Annotated in this window: 19 protein-coding genes and 1 tRNA gene; 3 read left to right on the top strand and 17 right to left on the bottom strand. The window is 32.7% G+C overall.

Annotated features, from left to right (window positions below; all coding sequences use genetic code 11):
* Window positions 1-136 precede the first annotated feature (136 nt).
* The 7 genes from ACN5J3_RS07465 to porU form a co-directional block, all read right to left on the bottom strand.
* The gene (locus tag ACN5J3_RS07465) at window positions 137-820 is read right to left on the bottom strand and encodes an SDR family oxidoreductase (protein ID WP_418511322.1); all 684 of its coding nucleotides are present in this window, start codon (window positions 818-820) and stop codon (window positions 137-139) included.
* Window positions 813-1,763 (bottom strand): M28 family peptidase, encoded by a 951-nt coding sequence (locus ACN5J3_RS07460; protein ID WP_418511321.1) that lies wholly within the window; start codon window positions 1,761-1,763, stop codon window positions 813-815. Before ACN5J3_RS07460 ends, ACN5J3_RS07465 begins: the two co-directional genes overlap by 8 nt.
* A 102-nt stretch (window positions 1,764-1,865) precedes the next feature.
* Entirely contained in the window at window positions 1,866-3,485 is a 1,620-nt protein-coding gene (locus tag ACN5J3_RS07455; RefSeq protein ID WP_418511320.1) for a pyruvate dehydrogenase complex dihydrolipoamide acetyltransferase, read from the bottom strand.
* A gap of 6 nt (window positions 3,486-3,491) precedes the next feature.
* Window positions 3,492-4,490, bottom strand: a complete 999-nt coding sequence (pdhA, locus tag ACN5J3_RS07450; protein ID WP_131508049.1) for a pyruvate dehydrogenase (acetyl-transferring) E1 component subunit alpha — start codon at window positions 4,488-4,490, stop codon at window positions 3,492-3,494.
* Between the two features lie 123 nt (window positions 4,491-4,613).
* Window positions 4,614-5,096 (bottom strand): cytidine deaminase, encoded by a 483-nt coding sequence (gene cdd / locus ACN5J3_RS07445; protein WP_417291641.1) that lies wholly within the window; start codon window positions 5,094-5,096, stop codon window positions 4,614-4,616.
* Window positions 5,097-5,205: 109 nt separating this feature from the next.
* The gene (gene porV / locus ACN5J3_RS07440; protein ID WP_417291642.1) at window positions 5,206-6,447 is read right to left on the bottom strand and encodes a type IX secretion system outer membrane channel protein PorV; all 1,242 of its coding nucleotides are present in this window, start codon (window positions 6,445-6,447) and stop codon (window positions 5,206-5,208) included.
* A 34-nt stretch (window positions 6,448-6,481) separates the two neighbouring features.
* A complete protein-coding gene (gene porU / locus ACN5J3_RS07435) occupies window positions 6,482-10,372 on the bottom strand; it encodes a type IX secretion system sortase PorU (protein ID WP_418511319.1) in 3,891 nt (1,296 codons plus the stop codon).
* A 266-nt stretch (window positions 10,373-10,638) separates the two neighbouring features.
* Here porU and gldJ point away from each other — a divergent pair, with 266 nt between their 5' ends.
* Window positions 10,639-12,333, top strand: a complete 1,695-nt coding sequence (gene gldJ, locus ACN5J3_RS07430) for a gliding motility lipoprotein GldJ (protein WP_417291653.1) — start codon at window positions 10,639-10,641, stop codon at window positions 12,331-12,333.
* A 64-nt stretch (window positions 12,334-12,397) separates the two neighbouring features.
* Entirely contained in the window at window positions 12,398-13,666 is a 1,269-nt protein-coding gene (locus ACN5J3_RS07425) for a UDP-N-acetylmuramoyl-tripeptide--D-alanyl-D-alanine ligase (RefSeq protein WP_418511318.1), read from the top strand.
* Window positions 13,667-13,793: 127 nt separating this feature from the next.
* Here the strand turns inward: ACN5J3_RS07425 and ACN5J3_RS07420 are convergent, their stop codons facing one another.
* The 9 genes from ACN5J3_RS07420 to ACN5J3_RS07380 form a co-directional block, all read right to left on the bottom strand.
* A complete protein-coding gene (locus ACN5J3_RS07420) occupies window positions 13,794-14,564 on the bottom strand; it encodes a response regulator transcription factor (protein WP_418510202.1) in 771 nt (256 codons plus the stop codon).
* Window positions 14,565-14,637: 73 nt separating this feature from the next.
* Window positions 14,638-14,712 (bottom strand) — tRNA-Val (locus tag ACN5J3_RS07415).
* A 64-nt stretch (window positions 14,713-14,776) separates the two neighbouring features.
* Window positions 14,777-15,997 (bottom strand): bifunctional folylpolyglutamate synthase/dihydrofolate synthase, encoded by a 1,221-nt coding sequence (locus ACN5J3_RS07410; RefSeq protein WP_418511317.1) that lies wholly within the window; start codon window positions 15,995-15,997, stop codon window positions 14,777-14,779.
* Window positions 15,998-16,000: 3 nt separating this feature from the next.
* Complete coding sequence (locus tag ACN5J3_RS07405; RefSeq protein ID WP_418511316.1) at window positions 16,001-16,897, bottom strand: energy transducer TonB; 897 nt, start codon at window positions 16,895-16,897, stop codon at window positions 16,001-16,003.
* 2 nt (window positions 16,898-16,899) lie between these two features.
* Window positions 16,900-17,292 carry a biopolymer transporter ExbD gene (locus tag ACN5J3_RS07400; RefSeq protein ID WP_344729359.1) on the bottom strand — a complete coding sequence of 131 codons (393 nt, stop codon included), beginning with the start codon at window positions 17,290-17,292 and terminating at the stop codon, window positions 16,900-16,902.
* The gene (locus ACN5J3_RS07395) at window positions 17,292-17,984 is read right to left on the bottom strand and encodes a MotA/TolQ/ExbB proton channel family protein (RefSeq protein WP_344729357.1); all 693 of its coding nucleotides are present in this window, start codon (window positions 17,982-17,984) and stop codon (window positions 17,292-17,294) included. Before ACN5J3_RS07395 ends, ACN5J3_RS07400 begins: the two co-directional genes overlap by 1 nt.
* A gap of 57 nt (window positions 17,985-18,041) precedes the next feature.
* Complete coding sequence (nhaD, locus tag ACN5J3_RS07390; protein ID WP_417291649.1) at window positions 18,042-19,439, bottom strand: sodium:proton antiporter NhaD; 1,398 nt, start codon at window positions 19,437-19,439, stop codon at window positions 18,042-18,044.
* Window positions 19,440-19,445: 6 nt separating this feature from the next.
* The gene (locus tag ACN5J3_RS07385) at window positions 19,446-20,672 is read right to left on the bottom strand and encodes a Glu/Leu/Phe/Val dehydrogenase dimerization domain-containing protein (RefSeq protein WP_418511315.1); all 1,227 of its coding nucleotides are present in this window, start codon (window positions 20,670-20,672) and stop codon (window positions 19,446-19,448) included.
* Between the two features lie 68 nt (window positions 20,673-20,740).
* Window positions 20,741-21,844: an anhydro-N-acetylmuramic acid kinase gene (locus tag ACN5J3_RS07380; protein ID WP_418511314.1), complete on the bottom strand. Its 1,104-nt coding sequence runs from the start codon at window positions 21,842-21,844 to the stop codon at window positions 20,741-20,743.
* Between the two features lie 50 nt (window positions 21,845-21,894).
* Between ACN5J3_RS07380 and ACN5J3_RS07375 the strand changes: the two genes are divergently transcribed.
* The gene (locus ACN5J3_RS07375; RefSeq protein WP_418510198.1) at window positions 21,895-23,037 is read left to right on the top strand and encodes an acyl-CoA dehydrogenase; all 1,143 of its coding nucleotides are present in this window, start codon (window positions 21,895-21,897) and stop codon (window positions 23,035-23,037) included.
* 67 nt (window positions 23,038-23,104) lie between these two features.
* On the opposite strand, the gene ACN5J3_RS07370 is transcribed toward ACN5J3_RS07375, so the two are convergent.
* A complete protein-coding gene (locus ACN5J3_RS07370; protein ID WP_418511313.1) occupies window positions 23,105-23,353 on the bottom strand; it encodes a hypothetical protein in 249 nt (82 codons plus the stop codon).
* Window positions 23,354-23,420 lie beyond the last annotated feature (67 nt).

Here is a 23,420-nt window from a genome sequence, read left to right as displayed (position 1 = left end):
ATAAAGATATTTTTATATCCTTGATAAAATTTATTCTACCAACTGTACATATTTACTTTTAAGTGCTTAATTTTATGTTAGTTAACGTTAAATTAACCTTAAAACAACATCATAACTCACTGATTACAAAGATGTTTCACGGTGTAGAATTTGAAACTGGCAAAAGCTTACCATTGTAGTATTTATGGGCGTTTAAAGCAAATTCTGAAATATATTCTGCCATTTTTAATGCTGAAGTATTAGCCACATAACCAGGAAAAGCTTCTTCTAACATTTCTGTTTGAACAGCGCCCAAAGCAAGCACATTAAAACTAGGACCGGACTCTTTATATTCTTCAGCCAACAACTCGGTTAATGTAATAACAGCTCCTTTGCTTGAACTATATGCAGCTAGTCCTGCAAATTTCATACTCCCTTGAACACCTCCCATAGAACTTATTGTTACTACGTGACTGTCTTTTTTCATGAAAGGTAATACGGTTCGTATCATTTCAGAAACTCCAAAAACATTTGTTTCATAAACTTTCTGAAAGTTAGTAAATGTTGTTTCACTGAAAGGCTTGTTAAGTAGTAAACCTGCATTATTTATAAGTATATCAACATGCTTCCATTCTTTTTCAATAAACGCTGTCACTTTTTTATAATCTGATTCATTACATAAATCAAAGGCAAAAGATGAAATATTATCATATTGAAGATTAGAAACTGGTTGTGCATTTCTAGATAGTGCCAAAACATTATGACCTTGACTTGCTAAAAGATGCACCATTTCAAAGCCAATACCTCTACTTGTTCCTGTTATTATAATATTCTTACTCATTAATTACAATCTCCTTTGTTGGTGTATTACTCATAGCTTCTATGGCAGGTATAATTGTATTTATAAAATTAGCCATATGTGTGTAGTCTAACTTATCAGCTTCGTCATCTACATGGTGATAATAATCATAATTAGATAAATCACAAGACGAAATTGTATGACAAGGCAGATTGAAAGCCTTATAGAAAGCATAATTATCAGACTGTCTAAATAAATTATACTTTTTAGCTACATCTGAAGCTCCTACAATATGAGCACCAGCATATTCATTTATTTTTTCAGCCATATTTGATACATCATACCCAGTTAAAAAAGCTATATAATCACGATCTTTAAAAGGTACACCTATCATTTCCATATTAACCATAGTATATAGGTTGAAATTTTCTGCTTTTAGTTTTTTAGCTAAATGATCAGAACCCAGTAATCCTTTTTCTTCAGCCGAAAACAGCACGAAAAGTAAGCTTCTTTTATTGTTTTTCTTTGCAGCAAAATACTTTGCCATAGCAAGTACAGAACTTGTTCCTGCTGCATTATCATTTGCTCCGTTAGCGATTGAATCGTTATCTACAATACGCTTTGAGATTCCTATATGATCATAATGTGCGCCTATAACAACAAACTCATCTTTAAGTTTAGGGTCAACACCTTCTAAATAACCTACAACATTATAGGCATTCATGTCTTTTACCTTAAAACTATCTCTATATGTTTCAAAATAAGGTTTAACGTTGTAAGACTCCAACTCTTTTTCAATAAACAAGGCCGCTTTCTCTATTCCTGAAGTTCCGGTATCTCTACCATTTAATTCATCTGAAGCTAAATAAGAGACCATATTTTTAACCTCTTCACTGGTGATTGTAATTGTTTTTGAAGTATTTTTTTCTGTAGATTTACATCCAACAAATAGTAATGGGAGTAAAATAAATATAAGGTATCTCATTTTTTAACTAGTGTTTTTTTACAAGGTTTAAATATAAAAAAATCCCAACTCAATATACTTGAATTGGGATTTTAAGTTATATCAAACTATATAAAACTCCTATTAAACTAACATTGTAACTGGGTTTTCTATATATCCTTTTAATGTTTGAAGGAATTGTGCTCCAGTTGCTCCATCTACAGTTCTGTGGTCACAAGCTAAACATAACTTCATAGTATGTCCTACTACAATTTGACCATTTTTAACTACAGGTTTTTCAACAATATTTCCTACTGAAAGAATTGCTGAGTTAGGTTGGTTGATGATAGATGTAAAACTATCTATACCAAACATTCCTAAATTAGATACAGTAAACGTACTACCTTCCATTTCTTGAGGCGTTAGTTTCTTGTTTCTAGCCTTACCTGCAAGTTCTTTAACTTCAGCTCCGATTTGTGGTAATGATTGCTCATTAGCAAAACGTACTACAGGAACTACCAATCCGTCAGGAACTGCAACTGCTACACCAATATGCACATGATGATTTAAACGCATTTTATCTGCAGACCATTGTGAGTTTACTTGCGGATGTTGTTTTAACGCTAAAGCACATGCTTTAACAATCATATCATTGTATGATATTTTAGTATCTGGAATAGAGTTAAACTGCGCACGGAAAGCTATAGCATTTTCCATATCAAACTCTACATTTAAGTAATAATGAGGTGCTGTAAATTTAGATTCTGCTAAACGCTTCGCAATCACTTTACGCATTTGCGAATTGTTTACTTCTTCAAAATCTTCTTGACCTGTTGGTACAAATTTACCTACTGCAACCGCAGATGTTCCTGGTGTGAAGTTTTCTATATCGCGTTTTATAATACGACCATTCTCACCTGAACCTGTTACTTGAGATAAATTAATACCTTTTTCATCAGCCATTTTTTTAGCTAATGGCGATACAAATACTCTATCTGAAGACGATGTTGATGCTGGAGCAGAAACTTTAGGTGTTTCTTTTTTAGGAGCTTCAGCTTTTGGCTCTGGTTTAGAAGCTGCTTTTGGTGCTTCCTCTTTTGGAGCTTCTGCTTTTTCTCCTGATGATGCTTTGAAATTCTTTGCAATATTTTCAACATCAGTTCCTTTAGGACCTAAAATAGCTAAAAGTGCATCTACTTTTGCAGATTCTCCTTCTTGCAATCCTACGTGTAATAATGTACCTGATTGAAAAGACTCAAACTCCATAGTCGCTTTGTCTGTTTCAATTTCGGCTAAAATATCACCTTCTTCAACCTCATCTCCAACTTTTTTCAACCATGTTGCAACAGTTCCTTCTTCCATAGTATCACTTAAACGTGGCATTGTTACCACTGTAACACCTTCAGGAATATCTACAGTTTCTGTTGCTGGCTCGCTAGTTGCTTCTTCTTTTTCTTCTTTTGGTGCCTCTTCTTCTTTTGAATCTTGAGTAGCACTTCCATTTAATAAACCAGAAATATCTTCTCCTTCTTCTCCTATAATAGCTAAAAGCTCATCTACTTTTGTAGTTTCACCTTCTTGAACACCTATATGTAATAGTGTACCTTCATAGAAAGACTCAAACTCCATAGTTGCTTTGTCTGTTTCTATTTCGGCTAGGATATCTCCTTCTTCTACTTTATCACCAACTTTTTTCAACCAAGTTGCGACAGTACCTTCTTCCATAGTGTCGCTCAAACGAGGCATGTTTATTACTTCTGCCATATCTTATTATAGTTTGTGTTGTATAAATGGATAATCTTGTTGCTCGTAAACCGCATCGTACATAACATTCTTTTCTGGGAATGGAGATTCTTCAGCAAATTTTTCGCATTCGCTTACTAAATCTTTTACGCGCTTGTCAATAACTTTTATATCAGCTTCAGTTGCATATTTGTTTTCCAAGATAATGTCTTTTACTTGCGTAATAGGATCTATTTTCTTGTACTCTTCAACTTCTTCTTTTGTTCTGTAGTGTTGTGCATCAGACATTGAGTGTCCTCTGTAACGGTATGTTTTTAATTCTAAAAATGTTGGTCCGTCACCACGTCTAGCTCTTTCAATAGCTTCATCAAAGGCTTCAGCAACTTTTACAGGATTCATACCATCTACAGGTCCGCAGGGCATTTCGTACCCTAAACCTAGTTTCCAGATATCTGTATGGTTTGCAGTACGCTCTACAGATGTTCCCATAGCATAACCGTTGTTTTCACAAACAAATACTACTGGTAATTTCCATAACATTGCCAAGTTGAACGTTTCGTGAAGTGAACCTTGTCTTGCAGCACCATCACCAAAGCAACAAAGCGTTACAGCATCGCTACCATGATATTTATCACCAAATGCAATACCAGCACCTAGAGGAATTTGACCACCTACAATACCATGACCACCATAAAAACGGTGTTCTTTAGAAAAAATATGCATTGAACCACCAAGACCTTGAGAGGTACCTGTTGCTTTACCATATAATTCTGCCATAACACGTTTTGGGTCTACACCCATACCAATTGGTTGTACGTGGTTACGATATGCAGTTATCATTTTATCTTTAGTCAAGTCCATAGCGTGTAGCGCTCCTGCTAACACTGCTTCTTGACCATTGTACAAGTGAAGAAATCCTCTTACTTTTTGTTGGATATAAACTGCAGCTAGTTTGTCTTCAAACTTTCTCCAGAATAACATGTCTTCATACCATTTAAGGTAAACTTCTTTTGTTACTTTTTGCATTTAACCTAATTTATAAAAGAAAATAATGCGTGTCATATAAAAAAATCGACACAAGCGAATAACAAAAGTAACACTTTACACATTAATGAAAAAACAGTAATTCGTAATTTTTTTTCGAAAACGTTATAGAAACGATTTATCAAAAACTAATGGCAAAATATTTGCTAGAGAATTTGACTTTACAACCTTTCCTATTTCACCCATAAAATAGATTTCAATAGGTGTTTCTTGTTTAATTTCATATTCTGCAATCGCTTGTCTGCATGCTCCACAAGGCGGAATTGGGGACATTGTTTGTTTTATTGTAGACCCTGCTATTATGGCCATTTGTACAATTTTAGCTTCTGGGTATTTTGCGCCTGCATAATAAATAGCTGTTCGCTCTGCGCAAAGCCCTGAAGGATATGATGCATTTTCTTGGTTACTACCTGTAATAATTTCACCATTATCTAATAATAAAGCAGCTCCTACGCTAAACTTTGAATACGGTGAATATGATTTTTGCCTAGCTTCTATAGCGTGCTGCATTAATGAAGCTACTGATTTTGGTAGCTCATCAAAATTATCATAAACCGTTAATGTGGATTCTATTTTTACTTCTTTCATGTATTGTAAAATCTCATTTAGTAGATACTAAAGTTACTGATACTATTTTAGACAAAAAAACTATTGCAAAAAGCAATAGTTTTAATGTATTTGAATAGTGTATTATTTATTAATATTCTGTGTAAGCACCAGAACCTATGTTAAAGGTTAACGAGAAACGAAGTGTATTCTCTAAAGGACTTTGAACTTTTGATGCTGAAAACAAATATGATAAATCAATACCAATTACATTATAAGTGAAACCTGCACCAATAGCAAAGAATTTTCTAGCTCCTTTATCTTCGGCCTCGTTAAAATAACCTGCTCTGAATGCAAAAGAATCCTGATATTTATACTCGGCTCCTAATGCCCAAGTAAACTCTTTAATCTCTTCGCTGAAACCACCTGGCGCATCACCAAAGGATTGAAACATGCCTTTAAAAAACCCTACATTAGGATCTTTACCCTCTATAATATAATTAGGAACTACACTTACACGCGTATCTTCTCCTTCTTGGTAACCTTCTTCTCCATTCACTTCTTCATACTCTATCAAGGACCCTGTTACCGGAGGCGTTGGAACTAATAGTTTAGTTACCTCAGCTGTCACAGAGATTTTATTATAATCATCTAAAATAAAATCAAAACCACCTCCTAAACGTAAGGTTGTTGGTTGAAAGTTTTCTTGTCCGCCTTCATCATATTTAAATTTAGGCCCAATATTTTGAATAGCAAAGCCTAAACGCGTACGCCCATTAAAACTATTGTAAGCTTCTTCTTCACTTTGGTAATATCCAGAAATATCAGCTCCAAATGTGCTTGCTGCTTTAGTATCTGGATCAACAGCATTAATTTTTAAATCTGATCTTAAGTAACGCATCGCTACAGACATTGCAAATTGTTCGCTTAATTTTAGTGAGTAAGACACATCAAAAGTTAATTCATTTGGTCTTTCTACTAATGCTTGAGAAAATTCATCTTGTACTAACTCAATGTCTCCTAAAGAAAAATATTTAAAACTTGCAGCAAAAGAACTTTGCTCATTTAATCTATTAAAATATGTAATGTTTCCTAAAAAAATATCATTAACTAGCTTACTTAAATATGGTGTATAACTAACTCCTATTCCTTGTTTTACTTCAGAAAATGCATATTTAGAAGAATTCCACTGCTGTGAAAACACATCCACAGATGTTGCCACACCCATATCTCCCATTGAAGCCGCTCTTGCGTCAGGAGCAATTAATGTAAAAGGCACCCCTGTTGTAATAACTCTAGAGTCATTGCTATCAGGCACTATAGTAGTGAGTGTTTGTGCTTGTATTTGAGTGGCAAAAAAGCCTGCTAATAAAATTAAAATCTGATTTTTCATCTATTTTGTTTATTTTGACAAATATAAATTATTATTATAGTATAACAAGTTTCTCTATTTTTTCGGCACGTTTATTCGTTGTACTGGAAACTACAGTAAGTTTATAGATGTAAACACCTTTTCCTATGCGGTCTCCAAAATCATCGCGCCCATCCCAAATAATATCTCTTGAAAGTGTTGAACCTCCTTGATTACAGCATTGAGCTGTATTGGTTTGTCCTGTAAGTGTTTTTACCAATTTGCCTGATACTGTAAATATTTGTACCGTAACGTTTAATGGTTCAGGACTATTGTGATTAAACCAAAATTCTGTATAATTTACAAACGGATTAGGGTAATTAAGCACGTGGTCTATAACGAGACCTTGATCTTTATCGTATACTACAAATTGTATTTCTGATGTTGATGAGTTATTATATACATCCCAAGCTTTTACAGTTAATGTATGAAGTCCTGGAGACAAGTCTCTAAATGGGTAAGTGAGACTTCCTTTTTGATAAACATCAAGATCTGTTTGGTAATAATCGTTAAGGACATATTGGTTTGTCTCATCTCCATCTATAATAGCTACAATATCATGACCAATACCACTAGCGGTATTTATACCGTTTTCATCTTCAAGTTTAACAAGTAAGCTTGGTGATTCATTTGTAATACCTCCAGAAACAAAACTTTCGTCATTCATAAAAAGGTTTATTAATGGTCCTTGGTTATCTTCTGGCGCATCTTCATTTAAACCACCTATTCTTAATTCGGTAACATTTGCTCCTGTATGATCTTGAAAAGCTTCTCCATTTTTTGCATAAAAACTTGCTTTGCCTAGTCCTACAGGAATACCAATATCTCTAGGCACTATAAAATCGAATTCAAACTGTCCGTTTGTTACGGTTGCTTGTCCTCTAAATATAATTGAACCTAGTGTTTCAAAATCCATAATTATAAGCTGATTCCCTTCTCTAACTCTATCATTGGCTAACGTTTGCCTTTCTACGTTTTTATCATAAATTGTTGCAGAAAGTTCTCCGTTGTAATTTGAAAGAACATTTCCTGATAAATCAGTAACTTCTCCTGCTAGCTTTGCATGACTTAATGCCTGCAATACATCCGAACCACTTCCGATAGGGTTATCATTAATATGTGTTAATCGTATTTGAGGATCTGGAAACGCTAATCTCATTGCTGGATCTCCAATAAAAAACACCAATCGTCTTTGGCTTATACCTGAAATTTGAGGATCAACTTTTGTTAACCTTAAAGCTTCTGCCATTGTTGGGTATTCATTATCATCGTAATCATCATTATCACTAAAAGAAAATAAATACTCATCTAATGTGGTGTTAAATGAAATACCAACATTAACGAAAATCTGTCTCGTCGTTGTAATTAGTCCGATTGCTCCGCCATTTTTATTCCAATAAATAAATTCGCCTGCTGTTGGCCTCAATGGATTATCAAACCTGGTATACTCACAGGTAACTGTTATAAAACAGGTCTGCTTACAAACATTATTAAGGTTTTCTCCTTCTGAATTTTCAAAAATACGTTCATGAGCTAGACCATCTTCACCACCATGACCAAAATAATTTACAACCAATGCTCCGTTTTCAAGAGCATTTATAATAGCTGTATTTACTGTAGGATACCTTTGCCCTCCTGCAGTTGACTCTTGTTGAAAAGCATCTGCGTGAATTTTAATTGCATTGATAAAAGGTTTTTCTGTTGATACTTCATCTGCAATATGATCTGTAGTTTCCTGTAAAACACGTTCCCATTCTTCATCAATATCATCAGATATTACGACAAAATTATTTCGCCAATTACCGTAAGAAGCTTGACTGTAGTAGTTTTCTATTTTTGATAACAATTCATTTGCTTGTTGCGGAGAAGCTGCAAGAATTCTACCTACAGCAATATCTAATTTATCTGCAGTATGCATACTTCCTTCATTATTATCCATCATACCAAAAAAATCGTCTGAAATAAATGAACTTGTTAGGTTAAAGCTCTCATAGGCATGCCATGACGGTACTATATTGGTATTATTTCGGATTCTATCTTTATAATCAAATGAAGCATCTCCAAACATACACAAATACTTCAACTTGTTTTCTGGTGAGCTTGCATTATCATATACATATTTTACAAAGTTTCTAATAGCTCCAATATCTTGATTACCTGAACTGAATTCTAGGTAAATTTGATCTAGTGTAACAACCTTTACTGTTAATCCATTATTCACTCTATTTATTTGTGCTAACCGTTCTGCTTGATTATATAATAATGCTGGTGTAATTATTAAGTAATCTATATCTTGAAACTGACCTTGTTCATTTTGAAAAATGGTCCCTTTAAGATTTTGATTAAACACAAAAGGGTTTGTAGCTAATAACGGTTGGTAATAATCTAAAGGTGTTACTGCCACATATTTTTTTAATGAACCGAGTGTTGATTTAAAACTAATATTAGCGCTAGCATTTGAATTAACATACGTTGTAACATTATATATATCTGTAATATTCCATATCTCTGAAACCTGTGATGCATTAGTCATATTATACAAGCCAATTCCAGATGTCTGGGCTACTGATTTATTATAAAACTTGAATTGTGTTCCAGAGAAATTCAAAGCTCTTGTTGCCTCTAGAGCAATATAATCTATATAACCTGAAGCAGAGGGATTACTAGAATTATCAAAATTATAATTTACTGATACCATTCCTGAATTTACTGTTACATTACCAGTAAAACCAGCCTCTGTAGCAAAGTTACTATCAGACACTTCAGGTATCACTAAATTTGCAACATCTGTACCATTTATTCTTACCTGCATGCTGGTAGGCACTTCAGAAGCTGAAGCTACAATTGTTTTGAACCTAACTGGTTCTGATGTTATTAAATCAGGAAAAACAAAATCAAATGTTTTATTTGTTTCAACATCAAAACGATCACCAAACCACCTACGTCCTACGCTAACCAAATTATACTCATCTAATTCATGATATTGATAATCATGAAATGTATTGATGGTTATATCTGGATTTCCTGATGGTTGTAAAAAAGGTTGTATTCGCTTTCCATTTCCAGGACTTATATTAATGTAATAATATGATGTATCAGTATAAGGATTTACGTGAGTATTTATAGTTGTATCATCAATATTACCTTCTGGTCCTTGTGCATAAAATAGAATGTAGTCAAACTCATGAAAAAAGCCGTCTTCTTCACCAACAACACGAATAGCGTTTTCTTGTAAATCTATTGGATATGGTTCTGAATTAGCATACGGTATCATTTTACCACCGTTTCCATAAAGCTTTATTGTTCTAGGATCAATGGTATTAATATTAATACCCATTTGCTGTAAAAATGCTTTTGAGATTTGGTGAACTCCTGATTTGTTTACATAAAATCTAAACCATTGACCAGTTTCAAGCACAGAATTTGTTATAGCATTACTAGAAAAAGAATTATTCCTTGATGCAACATTTCCATTAGAATAATTTACAGTAAAAGCTGTTATTTTTTTAAAAACGCCGTTTTGTTTCACAATAGGTGAAATTGAAAAAAAAGCAGAACGCTTATTCCTTGCAACAGAATTTTTTATTTCATACGTTAACGCATTAGGAATTTTATTGACGTTAAGCCCTTTTAATTCATTTCTAGAAATGTTCTGATAAGAAACATTTGTAACTTGAACTGATTGTTCGTTTAAAGCTTGTGCAATATTCCACTGTTCTACAAATTGTAAACCTTTATCTAGACTATAATTAAAATTTTTGTCATTAAAAGCAGGAACCTCTAAAGAAAAGGTTTCATTAGAGAGGGTTTTGGTGCCAGTCCATTGTATTTCAAAACGTTTCTGTTGAGAAAAACAAAACATAGTTAGGAAAAGCAAAAATGCAAATAGTAAAGATTTCTTTTTCATTGTTTACAATAACGCTAATTTTTGTAGGTTATTACTATAAAATATTTTTTTTTAAAAAAACGTTTCAAATTTACAATAATAAAATAAAAAATAGCACGTTATTAAGCTATAATAATGGAGATAAAATATTAAAAAACATCGACGTAATACACAATAAATAGGATGAAATACATTTTTTTCTTGTTTAAAATTTAAAAAATTGCTTGTATTATAACCGATAATTCTTATATTGCGGCTCCAAAATATAAATGGCTTACCTAATAAGTATGGATATGAAAAAAACAACAGCATTTAAGGTATTGTTAGTGTTAGCAATATCAATAACTATCACTAGTTGTAAAAGATCTTCTAGCTCTAATAGCTCTAGGGCAACAGGTTGGGATATAAATTCTAAAGAAGGAGGTTTTCAGTACAATACAAAATTTCAAGAGCAAGAAACAGCTCCTGGATTAGTTTTTGTAGAAGGTGGTACTTTTACAATGGGACAAGTTCAAGACGATGTTATGCATGATTGGAACAACACACCAAATCAACAACACGTTATGTCTTTCTATATGGATGAGACTGAAGTTACCAATAAAATGTATACTGAATATTTAGATTGGATTAAACGAATTTATCCACCAACAGACGAAAACTTTAAAGCTATTTATGATGGTGCATTACCAGATACTTTAGTTTGGAGAAATAGATTAGGTTATAACGAAGTAATGACTGAAAACTATTTACGTCACCCTGGTTACGGAGAATATCCTGTTGTTGGTGTTAGCTGGATTCAAGCTGTTGAATTTGCTAACTGGAGATCTGATCGTGTAAACGAAATGTATTTAGAAAATGCTGGATACATTGCAAGAGATGCTAAAATAACTAGCGTAGAAGCTGGACAAACTTTCAATACAGATACTTACATTAGTGCTCCTAAAGAAGTTTATGGAGGTAATGATAGTTTAACAAACCCACAAAACACAAGAAGAAGACCACAAACAACTGCTTCTGGAGATACTATAAATGTTTATGCAGGAAGAGAAACAGGTATTATCTCTCCTAAATACAGACTACCAACTGAAGCTGAGTGGGAATATGCAGCTTTAGGTTTAACAGAAGTTCGTAGCTACAATATATACAGAGGTAGAAAAAAATATCCTTGGGACGGACAATATACACGTTCAGGAAAGCGTAAAATAAAAGGAGATCAATTAGCAAACTTTAAGCAAGGTAAAGGTGATTATGGTGGTATTGCTGGATGGTCTGATGACAATGCTGATATTACAAACAAAGTAAAATCATACCAACCTAACGATTTTGGTTTATATGATATGGCAGGAAACGTTGCAGAATGGGTTGCTGATGTTTACAGACCTATTGTTGATGATGAGTTTAACGATTTCAACTACTACCGTGGTAACGTTTATACTAAAAACGCAATCAATGATGATGGTACTGTAAAAATTGTAACAACAGATGATATTGTTTATGATACATTACCAAACGGAAAAGTTGTTGCTAGAAACCTTCCAGGAGAAATCTTACAAGTAGCTGTAGACGAAAACGAAACATACTTAAGATCTAACTTTGATAAAAGTGATAATAGAAACTTTAGAGATGGAGATAAGCGTTCTTCTCGCTACTACAGAGATAGTTTTAACGAAGATGAATTTGGTGAAGACGGTGATAAAAATTCAATGACAAGCAAAATGTACAACTCTCCAAAGCACCATGTAGAATCTGATTCAGCTGGGCAATTAATTAGAGAGTATGATAAGTCAGACAAAAGAACATCTTTAATTAACGATGAAGTTCGTGTTTACAAAGGAGGTTCTTGGAAAGATAGAGAGTACTGGTTAGACCCTGCTCAACGTCGTTACTTCCCTCAAGATATGGCAACAGACTACATTGGATTTAGATGTGCAATGTCTAGAGTTGGATCAAAATCTAAAGGAAGAAATAAGAGTAAAAACTAATTTTACTTAACAATATTTAAAAAAGTCCTGATAATTATCAGGACTTTTTTTTTACATTTATTTTATGAAAATTGAAGAAATATATCAGCTATATTTAAATAGCAACAACGTGTCTACTGATACTAGAACCATTAAACCTAATGATATCTATTTTGCTTTAAAAGGAGATAATTTTGATGGGAATAAGTTTTGTAAACAAGCTTTAGAAAAAGGTGCTAAATACTGTATTGTAGATAGCAAAGAAGCGTTACTAAATGATCATTGCATATTAGTAAGTAATACACTAGACACATTGCAAAAACTAGCTACACATCATAGAATAACATTAACTATTCCTATAGTAGCTCTAACAGGAAGCAACGGTAAAACAACCACTAAAGAACTTATAAACGAAGTCTTGTCACAAGAATATCAAACCAGCGCTACAAAAGGCAATCTTAATAACCACATAGGAGTACCTTTAACACTATTAAAGATGACAAGCGCAACAGAAATAGGTATTGTTGAAATGGGTGCAAACCATGCTAATGAAATTGCTTTTTTATGCAATATAGCTTTACCAGATTATGGTGTTATCACAAATTTTGGAAAAGCCCATCTAGAAGGTTTTGGTAGTATTGAAGGTGTGATAAAAGCCAAATCTGAACTATACAATCACCTAAAAGAAAACAATAAAACAATATTTATAAATACTGATGATGCAGTTCAACTAAATCAAACAAAAGGTTATAGTAACATTGTTACTTTCAACAGTGAAACCATTTCTTTTTTAGAATGCCAGCCCTATGTGTCTGTCTCATATCAAAATACTAAAATAGATTCTAAACTTACCGGAAAATATAATTATACAAACATTGCCATTGCTATTGCTATTGGTAATCATTTCAAAGTACCTCTAAACAATATAAAAAAAGCAATAGAAGGTTATACACCAAGTAACAACAGATCTCAACTTATCACAAAAGGAGATAATACCATTTTATTAGATGCTTATAATGCAAACCCAACAAGCATGAAAGCAGCTCTTGAAAATTTTCATCAAATAAAACATGAAAACAAAATTCTTTTTTTAGGAGATATGTTTGAACTAGGAAAAGATTCTGATTTTGAACATCAAGCAATCACAAGTTATTTAGATAACAATTCATTTGCCGAAGTATTTTTAACAGGTAAAAATTTTCACAATACGTCTCATACAAATAAGAGTATAAACACATTTGATAGTTTTGAATCATTAAAAGTGTTTTTGGAAACTAAAAAGTTTAACAACGCTTATATTTTAATAAAAGGCTCTCGAGGCATGGCTCTTGAGCGTATTATAGACTTGATATAATTAAAAAAGCCTAAAGTAAATAAATACTTTAGGCTATGGCCTTTTTATAATTCCCTACAAATTAATTAATAGCAGTGTAAAATTCTGAATTTTTTTAAGTATACACAATACTCAAATTGAGTATTTTTTATATTAAATGTCTATTCAGTTTTAACATACCTACTAATTCACCTGTTGAATTTAAATTTAATTTCTTTAAAATATTTCGCCTGTGGGTATCAACTGTATTAGGGCTAATGCTTAATTTATCTCCTATTTCTTTACTAGAATAGCTTAACACCAAAAGTCTAATTATATCTCTTTCTCTATTGCTAACAGTATTGGCTAGTAGTTTTTGTGAAAAATTATTAAAGTATAATGTTTCATACTCATCGTTATCATTTAAGAATTTTGCTGTCGCAGTAACCTGAAGTTTAATTTTAGGATCCAACACTGTATAATGCGCAAGTCCAATAATGGGTTTCATTGCGCTATCAAACTCTAAAGGAGTTGTATTTTGTATAATATTTACATACTCATCATTTCCATTTTTAAACCTATAATTCCAAGTATAGCTCATCTTCTTTCTAACGGTTTCAGGAATCTCCCTCAAAGTAAACTCCATTAACGCATTTAAAGCCGCTAACCACTGTTCTACATCTTCTGGGTGTATTCTACTCCAAAAGTATCTCATAGCGTCTTGTTTTAGCTTTTCTATATCGAGACCTACACAAGGGTACATATTTTTACTTATATATTCAAAAGTTAAGTCTTGAGTATTGGTAATACAAAAAAAAGTTGAGCTATGAGGAAGGTATGTATCTAGTTCAATAATCTTCTCTATATGTTTTTCTAAAGATGGATTATCGTAAGACTTAAAAATGTCTTTATAAAGGCTCCTAATTTTATTTGCAATCATAAACTAAAGATAGTTCTTACAAATTTAGCACAAAAAAAAACTCTAAAGAAAATCTTTAGAGTTTTAATTTCTGTGGGCGCGAAGGGATTCGAACCCCTGACCCCTTGGGTGTAAACCAAGTGCTCTGAACCAACTGAGCTACGCGCCCTTGTTATTTGGACTGCAAATATAGAGCACTTTTTGATATCTCAAAACTTTTTTTGAAAAAAAATTCAAAAAATTTCTGCTACTACAAAAGTACTCCCTCCAATGAATATTAAGTCATCGTCATTTGCTGTTTCTTTTGCCGTTTTTACAGCCTCATTTACACTACTATAGCTTTTCCCTATATACCCTTCTGACAAAAATATGCTTTGTAATTTTTTTTCATCAAATCCTCTTGGAACATTAGGCTTACAAAAATAATATGTCGCTTTTTTTGGCAAAAGTGACAAAATTGATGTGACATCTTTATCATTTACTACGCCAAATACTATATGTAAACTTTTATGAGGTTCTTTTTTTATTTGAGAAAACACATAAGTTAAGCCTTCTTTATTATGAGCTGTGTCACAAATTATTTTTGGATTGTTTTGAATAACTTGCCATCTTCCTTGCAATCCCGTGTTTTTTACTACATTATTTAGACCTTTTATGATAGAGGATTTTGAAATGCTGTAATGTTCAACACCATTTAGAATTTTTAGCGTTTGTAATACAGTTTTAATATTATTCTGTTGGTAGCTTCCTTTTAAATCACTTTCATAAGTTTCATTTATTAATTGGTCTGCAAAATAAATAGAGCTATTATTCTGTTTTGCAATACTTTTAAAAACAGGAGTCGTTTCTTCTTGTGTCTCGCCAATAACAACTGGAACTTGAGGTTTTATAATACCTGCCTTTTCTCTGGCAATTTCTTTTAACGTATTCCCTAAAAACTGAATGTGATCTAAACCAATATTAGTAATCACTGAAACTTTAGGTGTTATTATGTTTGTAGAATCTAATCTGCCACCTAAACCAACTTCTATAACAGCTATATCAACGTTTTGTTTTTTAAAAAACTCAAAAGCCATCCCAGAAGTCATTTCAAAAAAAGATAGTTTATTAGCTTCTAAAAACGCTTTATTTCGTTTTATAAAACCTATAACAAATGCTTTACTAACTAAACGACCATTAACTTTGATACGTTCACGAAAGTCTTTTAAATGCGGTGATGTAAATAATCCTACCTTAAAGCCTGCTTCTTGTAAAACAGAAGCCAACATATGACTTGTAGAGCCTTTTCCGTTAGTTCCTGCTACATGAATCGTATGTAGAGATTTTTCAGGATTCTTTAAATGTTTTGCAAGGCGAATAGTGTTTACTAAATCTGCTTTATAAGCTATTTTACCTTGTCTTTGATACATTGGCAGTCTAGAAAACATCCAATCAATAGTATCTTTATATGTCATGACTTACTGCCCTAAATTGAAGTTTACTTTTACAAAACCTACCTGTTTTGTTGGTGCATTACTATCAGCTCTCCACTTATGAGATAGTGCGATTTTTTTTGCTGGTTCTAAAAGGCATTGTGTTTTGTTTGTTGTTCCTTTTACACCTGGAATTGCCTCTATTACATTACCGTTTCTATTTACTATAATTTTTACAATTACCAATCCAGACTCATTACAATCTTGTTTTAACTTTTTGTAAGTAGCTTTTCCTCTGCCATTAAGTCCATAACCAACGCCTCCGTTACCACTACCTGGTCCACCAAAATAGCTAGGAGCATAAGGGTCTCCATTAAGTTGTCCTTTATCTCCTGCTTGGTTATCATCGCCCTCGCTTCCAGACTCAGTTCCATTAGACTTGCTTACTCCGCCTATTAAAGCATCCAGTTTTTTCTTTTTGGCTTCTTGTTCGGCTTTTTCTTTTGCAATTCTTTCTGCTTCAGCTTTTGCCTTAGCGTCTGCCTCTGCTTTAGCTTTTGCCTTGGCATCTGCTTCGGCTTTCGCTTTTGCTTGAGCTTCTTTTTGTTTTTTTATGGCAATGGCTTCCTCGTTTGTTTGAGTTAAAACATCTTCAGCTTTAGTTTTTTCTGCTGAAGCAGCTTCTGGTTGGCTCTCTTGAGGTTGAGACACTGCCTCTTGAGGAGGCTTTGGAATTTCTCTTGGCTCTGATTTTACAGGTTTTATTGGCTGTGTATTACCAGAACCCACACTAGAGTTTCCAAAATTGACAGCAACACCATATTCCTCCGGAGGATCCATATAAGGCGGACCTACCACAAACAATAACAGTAAAATAATCAACACTAAAAGTGCTGTTATTTTTGCTGAATTACGTTCGTGTTTGGTCTTTAAATACCTCATGTTTATTGGGGTTTTACAGCAAGAATTACTTTAAATTTATTTCTATTTGCAATATCCATTACTTTTACCACATTGTCTACAGGAACAGATTTTTCTGCTCTTAAAACTATAGTTGGTTTATCTTGACTTGATAAAGCAGTAAGTAATTCATTTTCTAAAACACTTTCTCCTACAAGTTTTTGATCTATATAATACCTTAAATCTTTAGTTATACTAACAGCTACAGATTTTTTGTTTTCGGTTTTTCCGCTAGCTTTTGGTAATAAAATGTCTATTGCACTTGTTGTTACCAAGGTTGATGCTAGCATAAAAAATATTAATAACAAAAAAACAATATCTGTCATTGATGACATATTGAATTCTGGTGTTACTTTATTTCTTCCTCTAATATTCATTAAATAGGCTCGTTTAAATGATCTAAAAATTCTAAAGAATTTGCTTCCATTTGATAAACCACTTTGTCTGTTTTTACTACGAGATGATTATAAGCAATATAGCCTACAATACCAACTATAAGTCCTGCTACTGTTGTTGTCATGGCTGTATATAAACCATCTGCTAGAAGTTTAATATCTATTTGACCTCCAGAATTTGCAATTTCAAAAATAGATAAAATCATACCTATAACTGTACCTAAAAAACCAATCATAGGAGCTGCTCCTGATATTGTTGCTAATACACTAACATTTTTTTCTAAACCATAAACTTCTAATCTTCCTGCATTTTCTATTGCAGTATTTATGTCTTCTAATGGTTTTCCTATTCTAGTAATACCTTTATTTATCAATCTAGATACAGGCGTATTTACTTGAGCGCATAGCATTTGAGCTGAATCAATTTTTCCATTACTTACATGGTCTTTTATTTGATTCATAAAATTGGCATCTATTTTAGAAGCTGCCTTAATTGCAAACAGTCTTTCAAAATAAATATAACTAGCTACAACTAGTAATATAAATAATATACCTATAATGATTTGACCTGCTACTCCACCACTACTAATTAACTCTATAATAGATAGGGTTTTTTCTACAGGCTCTTCTTCATTAAGCAATTCTGCGCCATCTTGTATTAAAGTATTTATCATTTACTATCTTTTATTTTATTGAATAACGTTATTTTTTGCTACAAATTATATCCCTTGTTAAGGAATTAAGGTTCTTGTTACCATAAATGCAGCTGCACCTACTAGGAAACCTAACAAGGCTAACCAAGAGATTTTTTTAAGGTACCAGAAAAAGTTGATTTTCTCCATTCCCATTGCTACCACTCCTGCTGCAGAGCCAATGATTAACATACTTCCACCTGTTCCTGCTGAATATGCTATAAAATGCCATAACTCATTATCAATTGGTTGAGAAAACATTCCTAAACTAGCTGCTACTAACGGTACATTATCTATTACAGCAGAACCTACTCCTAATAATAATACAACAACGTCAGAAACACCTTCATGATGTAACTCTGTACCTAACATAGGCATATTATCTTGTAAAGATTGAGCAAAACCAAACAGAATTCCTAATGACTCTAATGCGGCAACGGCCATTAATATACCTAAAAAGAATAAAATACTTGGCATTTCTATTTTAGATAGTGAATGATGCACCGGACTATGATGTCCTTCAGAATCTCCTCCTTGGTGCTCTGCATGAGATAGTGTAAATTTAGAGCTGCTATAAATTTCAGCAAATACAGCTACAACTCCTAATGCCAACATCATACCAACGTATGGAGGTAAGTGAGTAACTGTTTTAAATATTGGTACAGAAACAATACCTCCTAATCCTAAATAAAGCATAGTTGCACTAAATCTACTTTTAGGTTTTTCATCTTGTTCCTCATTATTTTCTAATTGCCCCTTGAATGCAGGTAAAAATGATGCTATAAATGTTGGTACAAGCATACATAATAATGATGGTATAAATAAGTAAACAAATAAGTGTCCTGTAGTTACTTTTTTACCTATCCATAACATTGTTGTTGTAACATCTCCGATAGGAGACCAAGCACCTCCTGCATTCGCTGCTATGATAATAAGTCCTGCATACCAAATACGTACATCTTTATCATGTACTAATTTCTGTAATATAGAGATAAGTACTATAGTTGCTGTTAAGTTATCAATTATAGCTGATAAGAAAAATGCTAAAAAGGCAAATATCCATAGAATACGTTTTTTACTTTTTGTTTTTACAAAGCTTTTTATAGTTGAGAATCCATCAAAATAATCAATGATTTCAACGATGGTCATTGCTCCTAATAAAAACACTAAAATTTCAGCAGTTTTACCTAAATGATGAAGTAAAGTTTCCTCCATAAGATGTAACTTCTCTTCATGACCTAGCAATCCGAAATTGTCTAATAAAGCATGTTCAGCTGAATTAAACCATTGTGTGAAACTATCTAACCCTAAAGCTATTAATGCCCAACATATGGCCATCATAACCAAAGCTGGTATAAGTTTATCTATTTTTAAATTATGTTCTAAAGTAATGGCTAAATAGCCTATTACAAATACTAAAATAATTGCTGTTTCCATGTAGTTTTATATAAGTTGGCTTAAAGCGATTTCGAATGCTGTCTCACTAATACCTGTTTGTGAATTATTTTGATTATATACGTTTTGAATGGCTTGTTTTATAATATTTGAAGTATCATTAAATATAGCTTCGTCTGTCATTTGCACACGCCCTTCCATAAAATAAGCAAATACGCGAGCCATACCACAATTTGAAATAAAATCTGGAATTAAACTTACGCGTTTGTCTGTATGTTCCATTATTGGTCCAAAAAATATTTCTTTATCTGCAAAAGGAACATTTGCTCCACAAGATATAACTTCTAAACCACTATCAATCATTTGATCTATTTGACCTCTTGTTATTAATCTTGAGGCTGCACATGGCATAAAAATTTCTGTTTGTAAGCTCCATATTTTTTCATTCATTTCTTCAAAAGGAATGAGATTATCATGAACTAACGTGTTTCCTGTTTTAGCTAAAAACAGCTCTGTAATTTCATCAAAAGTGAAACCATCTTCTTTAATTAATCCTCCTGCTATATCTATAATCCCTACAATTTTTGCTCCCATTTGAGACAAATAAAAAGCCGCTGCAGCACCAACATTACCAAACCCTTGAACTATGGCTGTTTTTCCTTTTACAGAGCCTCCATATATGGTATAATATTGTTTTACGGCTTCAGCTACTCCAAAACCAGTAATCATATCTGCTATGGTATATTTCTTTTTCACGTCTGGTGAGAAGTTTGGGTTTTCAATTACCTTGATAACACCTTGACGTAATTGTCCTATTCGGTTTATTTTATCAGCTTGTGTAGGTTTAAAATGTCCTTCAAAAACACCTTCTTGTGGGTGCCAAACACCACTCTCTTCTGTAATAGGAATAACTTCATGTATTTCATCTACATTAAGATCGCCTCCTGTTCCGTAATAACTTTTTAACAGAGGTGAAACCGCTTTGTACCAACGTTCTAAAACACCTTTTTTTCTTGGGTCTTTAGGATCAAAATTAATTCCTGATTTAGCACCTCCTATGGCTGGTCCTGATACTGTAAATTTCACTTCCATAGTTTTTGCAAGTGACAATACCTCATTCATGTCTAAACCTTTTCGCATTCTAGTTCCGCCTCCAGCTGCACCGCCTCTTAATGAGTTTATTACGGTCCAACCTTCTGCTTCGGTTTCAGGATCTTTCCAATTAAATATAATTTCAGGCTCTTTAGCCTCATACTTGTGAAGTAATTCTTTCATTAGTTAGTGTTATTATATTGACAAATATAAAAAACTAAACACCCTTAAATATTAAATTTATAATAATTTTATATCCTATAAACAACACCTGAACTATGATTGAATTTAGCTCCAGTTACACTGGCTAAACAGTTAACTTCATTACGAAGTTTTAACACACCTAAAAAACCAAAAATTATGGCTTCCTTAAATTCAATTATTGTGCTATTAGGAATACTAATTTCGTGTTTAGTTTTCTCTTTTATTTTGCTTATTAAGAATGTATTATAAGCGCCTCCTCCAGTAATTAGAACAGAGGATTTTTTTGTTTGATTTATCTCTTTTGCAATTTGATCAGCAATATGTTCTACAAAAGTTCTTAAAATATCCTTTGTGTCTATATTGTATTTATTAATGAGTGAAAATATATTTTCTTTAACCCATTCTAAACCTAATGATTTAGGGTGACTCTTTTCATAAAACTTTAAACTGTTAAGCTTACTTAATAATTCTTGATGTACATTTCCTGATTTAGCAATAGCGCCTTTATCATCAAAAAGCTTCCCTAATTGACTTACGTAATAATTTAAAACTATATTAACTGGACAAATATCATAAGCTATACGATTACCCGAAAACTCTGAAGATATATTGGCAAATCCTCCTAAATTAATACAATAATCATAATTAGAAAACAGTAATTTATCACCAACAGGAACTAATGGTGCTCCTTGACCTCCTAGCGCTACATCTTGGGTTCTAAAATCACATACCACTGTTTTATTTAAGATTTTAGAAATTTCAGGTAAATTTCCTATTTGATAAGTTAAACCTAAATCTGGTTGATGCAAAGCTGTATGACCATGAGAAGCAATAAAATCAATATCGACCAGATTATTATCTCTAATAAAAGTATTGATTCTATCAGCTAAAAAAGCGGTGTAATCTCTATCAAACACTTTAAGGTCTTCGTTTGACATATCTGTCAAATTACTTAACTGCAACTTCCATTTATCAGGATACGCATAGGTTTCAGAATAACTTGTTGTAAACTCCCATGTGTCGTTTAAAGTAAAAGTTACATAAACCAAATCAACACCATCTAGTGAAGTACCAGACATCACTCCTATAACATTATAATACTTCTTAATCATATCTGTAAAAATAACAATAGTTGATTGAAAAAATACCATTAAACACCTATATTTGTAATCATTTTTTATCAATTCAATAATCATTATTTATGGATTTTACTCTTACAGAAGAACACCTTATGATTCGTGATGCAGCACGAGATTTTGCGCAAACCGAATTACTTCCAGGTGTTATAGAACGCGATAATGCACAAACTTTCCCTGACGAATTAGTTAGAAAAATGGGAGAACTTGGTTTCATGGGAATTATGGTAGACCCAAAATACGGAGGAAGCGGTATGGATGCCATTTCTTACGTACTTATTATGGAAGAACTTTCAAAAATAGATGCATCTGCTTCTGTAATGGTTTCTGTAAATAATTCTCTAGTTTGTTATGGACTTGAGGCTTATGGATCTGAAGAACAAAAGCAAAAATATTTAACTAAACTTGCTACTGGCGAATGCATTGGTGCTTTTTGTTTAAGTGAACCTGAAGCTGGTAGTGACGCCACTTCTCAAAAAACAACTGCAATAGATATGGGTGATCATTATGTAATTAATGGTACAAAAAACTGGATTACAAACGGCGGTAGAGCTGAAGTATATCTTGTTATAGCCCAAACTGATAGAGAAAAAGGACATAGAGGTATTAATGCTTTTATTGTTGAAAAAGGAACTCCTGGATTTGATATAGGCCCTAAAGAAGATAAGTTAGGAATTAGAGGTAGTGACACACATACGCTTCAATTTAACGATGTTAAAGTTCCTAAAGAAAATAGAATTGGAGAAGACGGTTTTGGATTTAAATTTGCAATGAAAACTCTTTCTGGTGGTCGTATAGGTATTGCTGCTCAAGCACTTGGAATTGCATCTGGAGCCTATGAATTAGCATTAAAATACAGTAAAGAACGTAAAGCATTTGGTACTGAAATATCAAACCATCAGGCTATAGCTTTCAAACTTGCAGATATGGCTACAGAAATAGAAGCGGCTCGTATGTTAGTCATGAAAGCTGCTTGGGACAAAGATCAAGGTAATAATTATGATATGTCTAGTGCTATGGCAAAACTTTATGCTAGTAAGGTAGCTATGGAACAAAGTGTTGAAGCTGTTCAAATACACGGTGGAAACGGGTTTGTTAAAGAATACCACGTAGAACGCCTTATGAGAGATGCTAAAATTACTCAAATTTATGAAGGGACTTCTGAAATTCAAAAAATTGTTATTTCAAGAGGTGTTTTAAAAGCATAAAATAAATAATCTAATAACATTATAAAAAGCCTACCTTTTACGGTAGGCTTTTTTATTTTATTAAAGTTTATAACTTTAAATTATACCAGTAACATTCAGCAATAGAATTTCTAGATTTAATAGTAAGGTCAACGATATATTTTTGATCAAAAGCTAAAATAGCGTTATAAAAGTCAAAGATGTGTCTGAAGTGTTTACCTAAATTAGAATAAAAAGGCGGTATGGTATCGTTACAAAAGTCACTTTTATCTATGACATTCAATATGGTATTCGATTTTAAAAGTGTATTTATACAAGCCTCTATTACTACATGCATATATCTATAGATTCAATATTTCTCTAATATAAAATAAATATAGTGATTAGTCAATATTACATCGATA

Source organism: Corallibacter sp. (assembly GCF_048381695.1).
Taxonomy (GTDB): domain Bacteria; phylum Bacteroidota; class Bacteroidia; order Flavobacteriales; family Flavobacteriaceae; genus Corallibacter; species Corallibacter vietnamensis.
Note: the sequence above shows the minus strand (reverse complement) of the source record. Positions and strands in the feature narration are given on the sequence as shown.

Bases quoted from the DNA above. Each gene is read 5' to 3' on its own strand.
- ACN5J3_RS07465 (WP_418511322.1), bottom strand. From the start codon at position 820: ATGAGTAAGAATATTATAATAACAGGAACAAGTAGAGGTATTGGCTTT.
- ACN5J3_RS07460 (WP_418511321.1), bottom strand. From the start codon at position 1,763: ATGAGATACCTTATATTTATTTTACTCCCATTACTATTTGTTGGATGT.
- ACN5J3_RS07455 (WP_418511320.1), bottom strand. From the start codon at position 3,485: ATGGCAGAAGTAATAAACATGCCTCGTTTGAGCGACACTATGGAAGAA.
- pdhA (WP_131508049.1), bottom strand. From the start codon at position 4,490: ATGCAAAAAGTAACAAAAGAAGTTTACCTTAAATGGTATGAAGACATG.
- cdd (WP_417291641.1), bottom strand. From the start codon at position 5,096: ATGAAAGAAGTAAAAATAGAATCCACATTAACGGTTTATGATAATTTT.
- porV (WP_417291642.1), bottom strand. From the start codon at position 6,447: ATGAAAAATCAGATTTTAATTTTATTAGCAGGCTTTTTTGCCACTCAA.
- porU (WP_418511319.1), bottom strand. From the start codon at position 10,372: ATGAAAAAGAAATCTTTACTATTTGCATTTTTGCTTTTCCTAACTATG.
- gldJ (WP_417291653.1), top strand. From the start codon at position 10,639: ATGGATATGAAAAAAACAACAGCATTTAAGGTATTGTTAGTGTTAGCA.
- ACN5J3_RS07425 (WP_418511318.1), top strand. From the start codon at position 12,398: ATGAAAATTGAAGAAATATATCAGCTATATTTAAATAGCAACAACGTG.
- ACN5J3_RS07420 (WP_418510202.1), bottom strand. From the start codon at position 14,564: ATGATTGCAAATAAAATTAGGAGCCTTTATAAAGACATTTTTAAGTCT.
- ACN5J3_RS07410 (WP_418511317.1), bottom strand. From the start codon at position 15,997: ATGACATATAAAGATACTATTGATTGGATGTTTTCTAGACTGCCAATG.
- ACN5J3_RS07405 (WP_418511316.1), bottom strand. From the start codon at position 16,897: ATGAGGTATTTAAAGACCAAACACGAACGTAATTCAGCAAAAATAACA.
- ACN5J3_RS07400 (WP_344729359.1), bottom strand. From the start codon at position 17,292: ATGAATATTAGAGGAAGAAATAAAGTAACACCAGAATTCAATATGTCA.
- ACN5J3_RS07395 (WP_344729357.1), bottom strand. From the start codon at position 17,984: ATGATAAATACTTTAATACAAGATGGCGCAGAATTGCTTAATGAAGAA.
- nhaD (WP_417291649.1), bottom strand. From the start codon at position 19,439: ATGGAAACAGCAATTATTTTAGTATTTGTAATAGGCTATTTAGCCATT.
- ACN5J3_RS07385 (WP_418511315.1), bottom strand. From the start codon at position 20,672: ATGAAAGAATTACTTCACAAGTATGAGGCTAAAGAGCCTGAAATTATA.
- ACN5J3_RS07380 (WP_418511314.1), bottom strand. From the start codon at position 21,844: ATGGTATTTTTTCAATCAACTATTGTTATTTTTACAGATATGATTAAG.
- ACN5J3_RS07375 (WP_418510198.1), top strand. From the start codon at position 21,895: ATGGATTTTACTCTTACAGAAGAACACCTTATGATTCGTGATGCAGCA.
- ACN5J3_RS07370 (WP_418511313.1), bottom strand. From the start codon at position 23,353: ATGCATGTAGTAATAGAGGCTTGTATAAATACACTTTTAAAATCGAAT.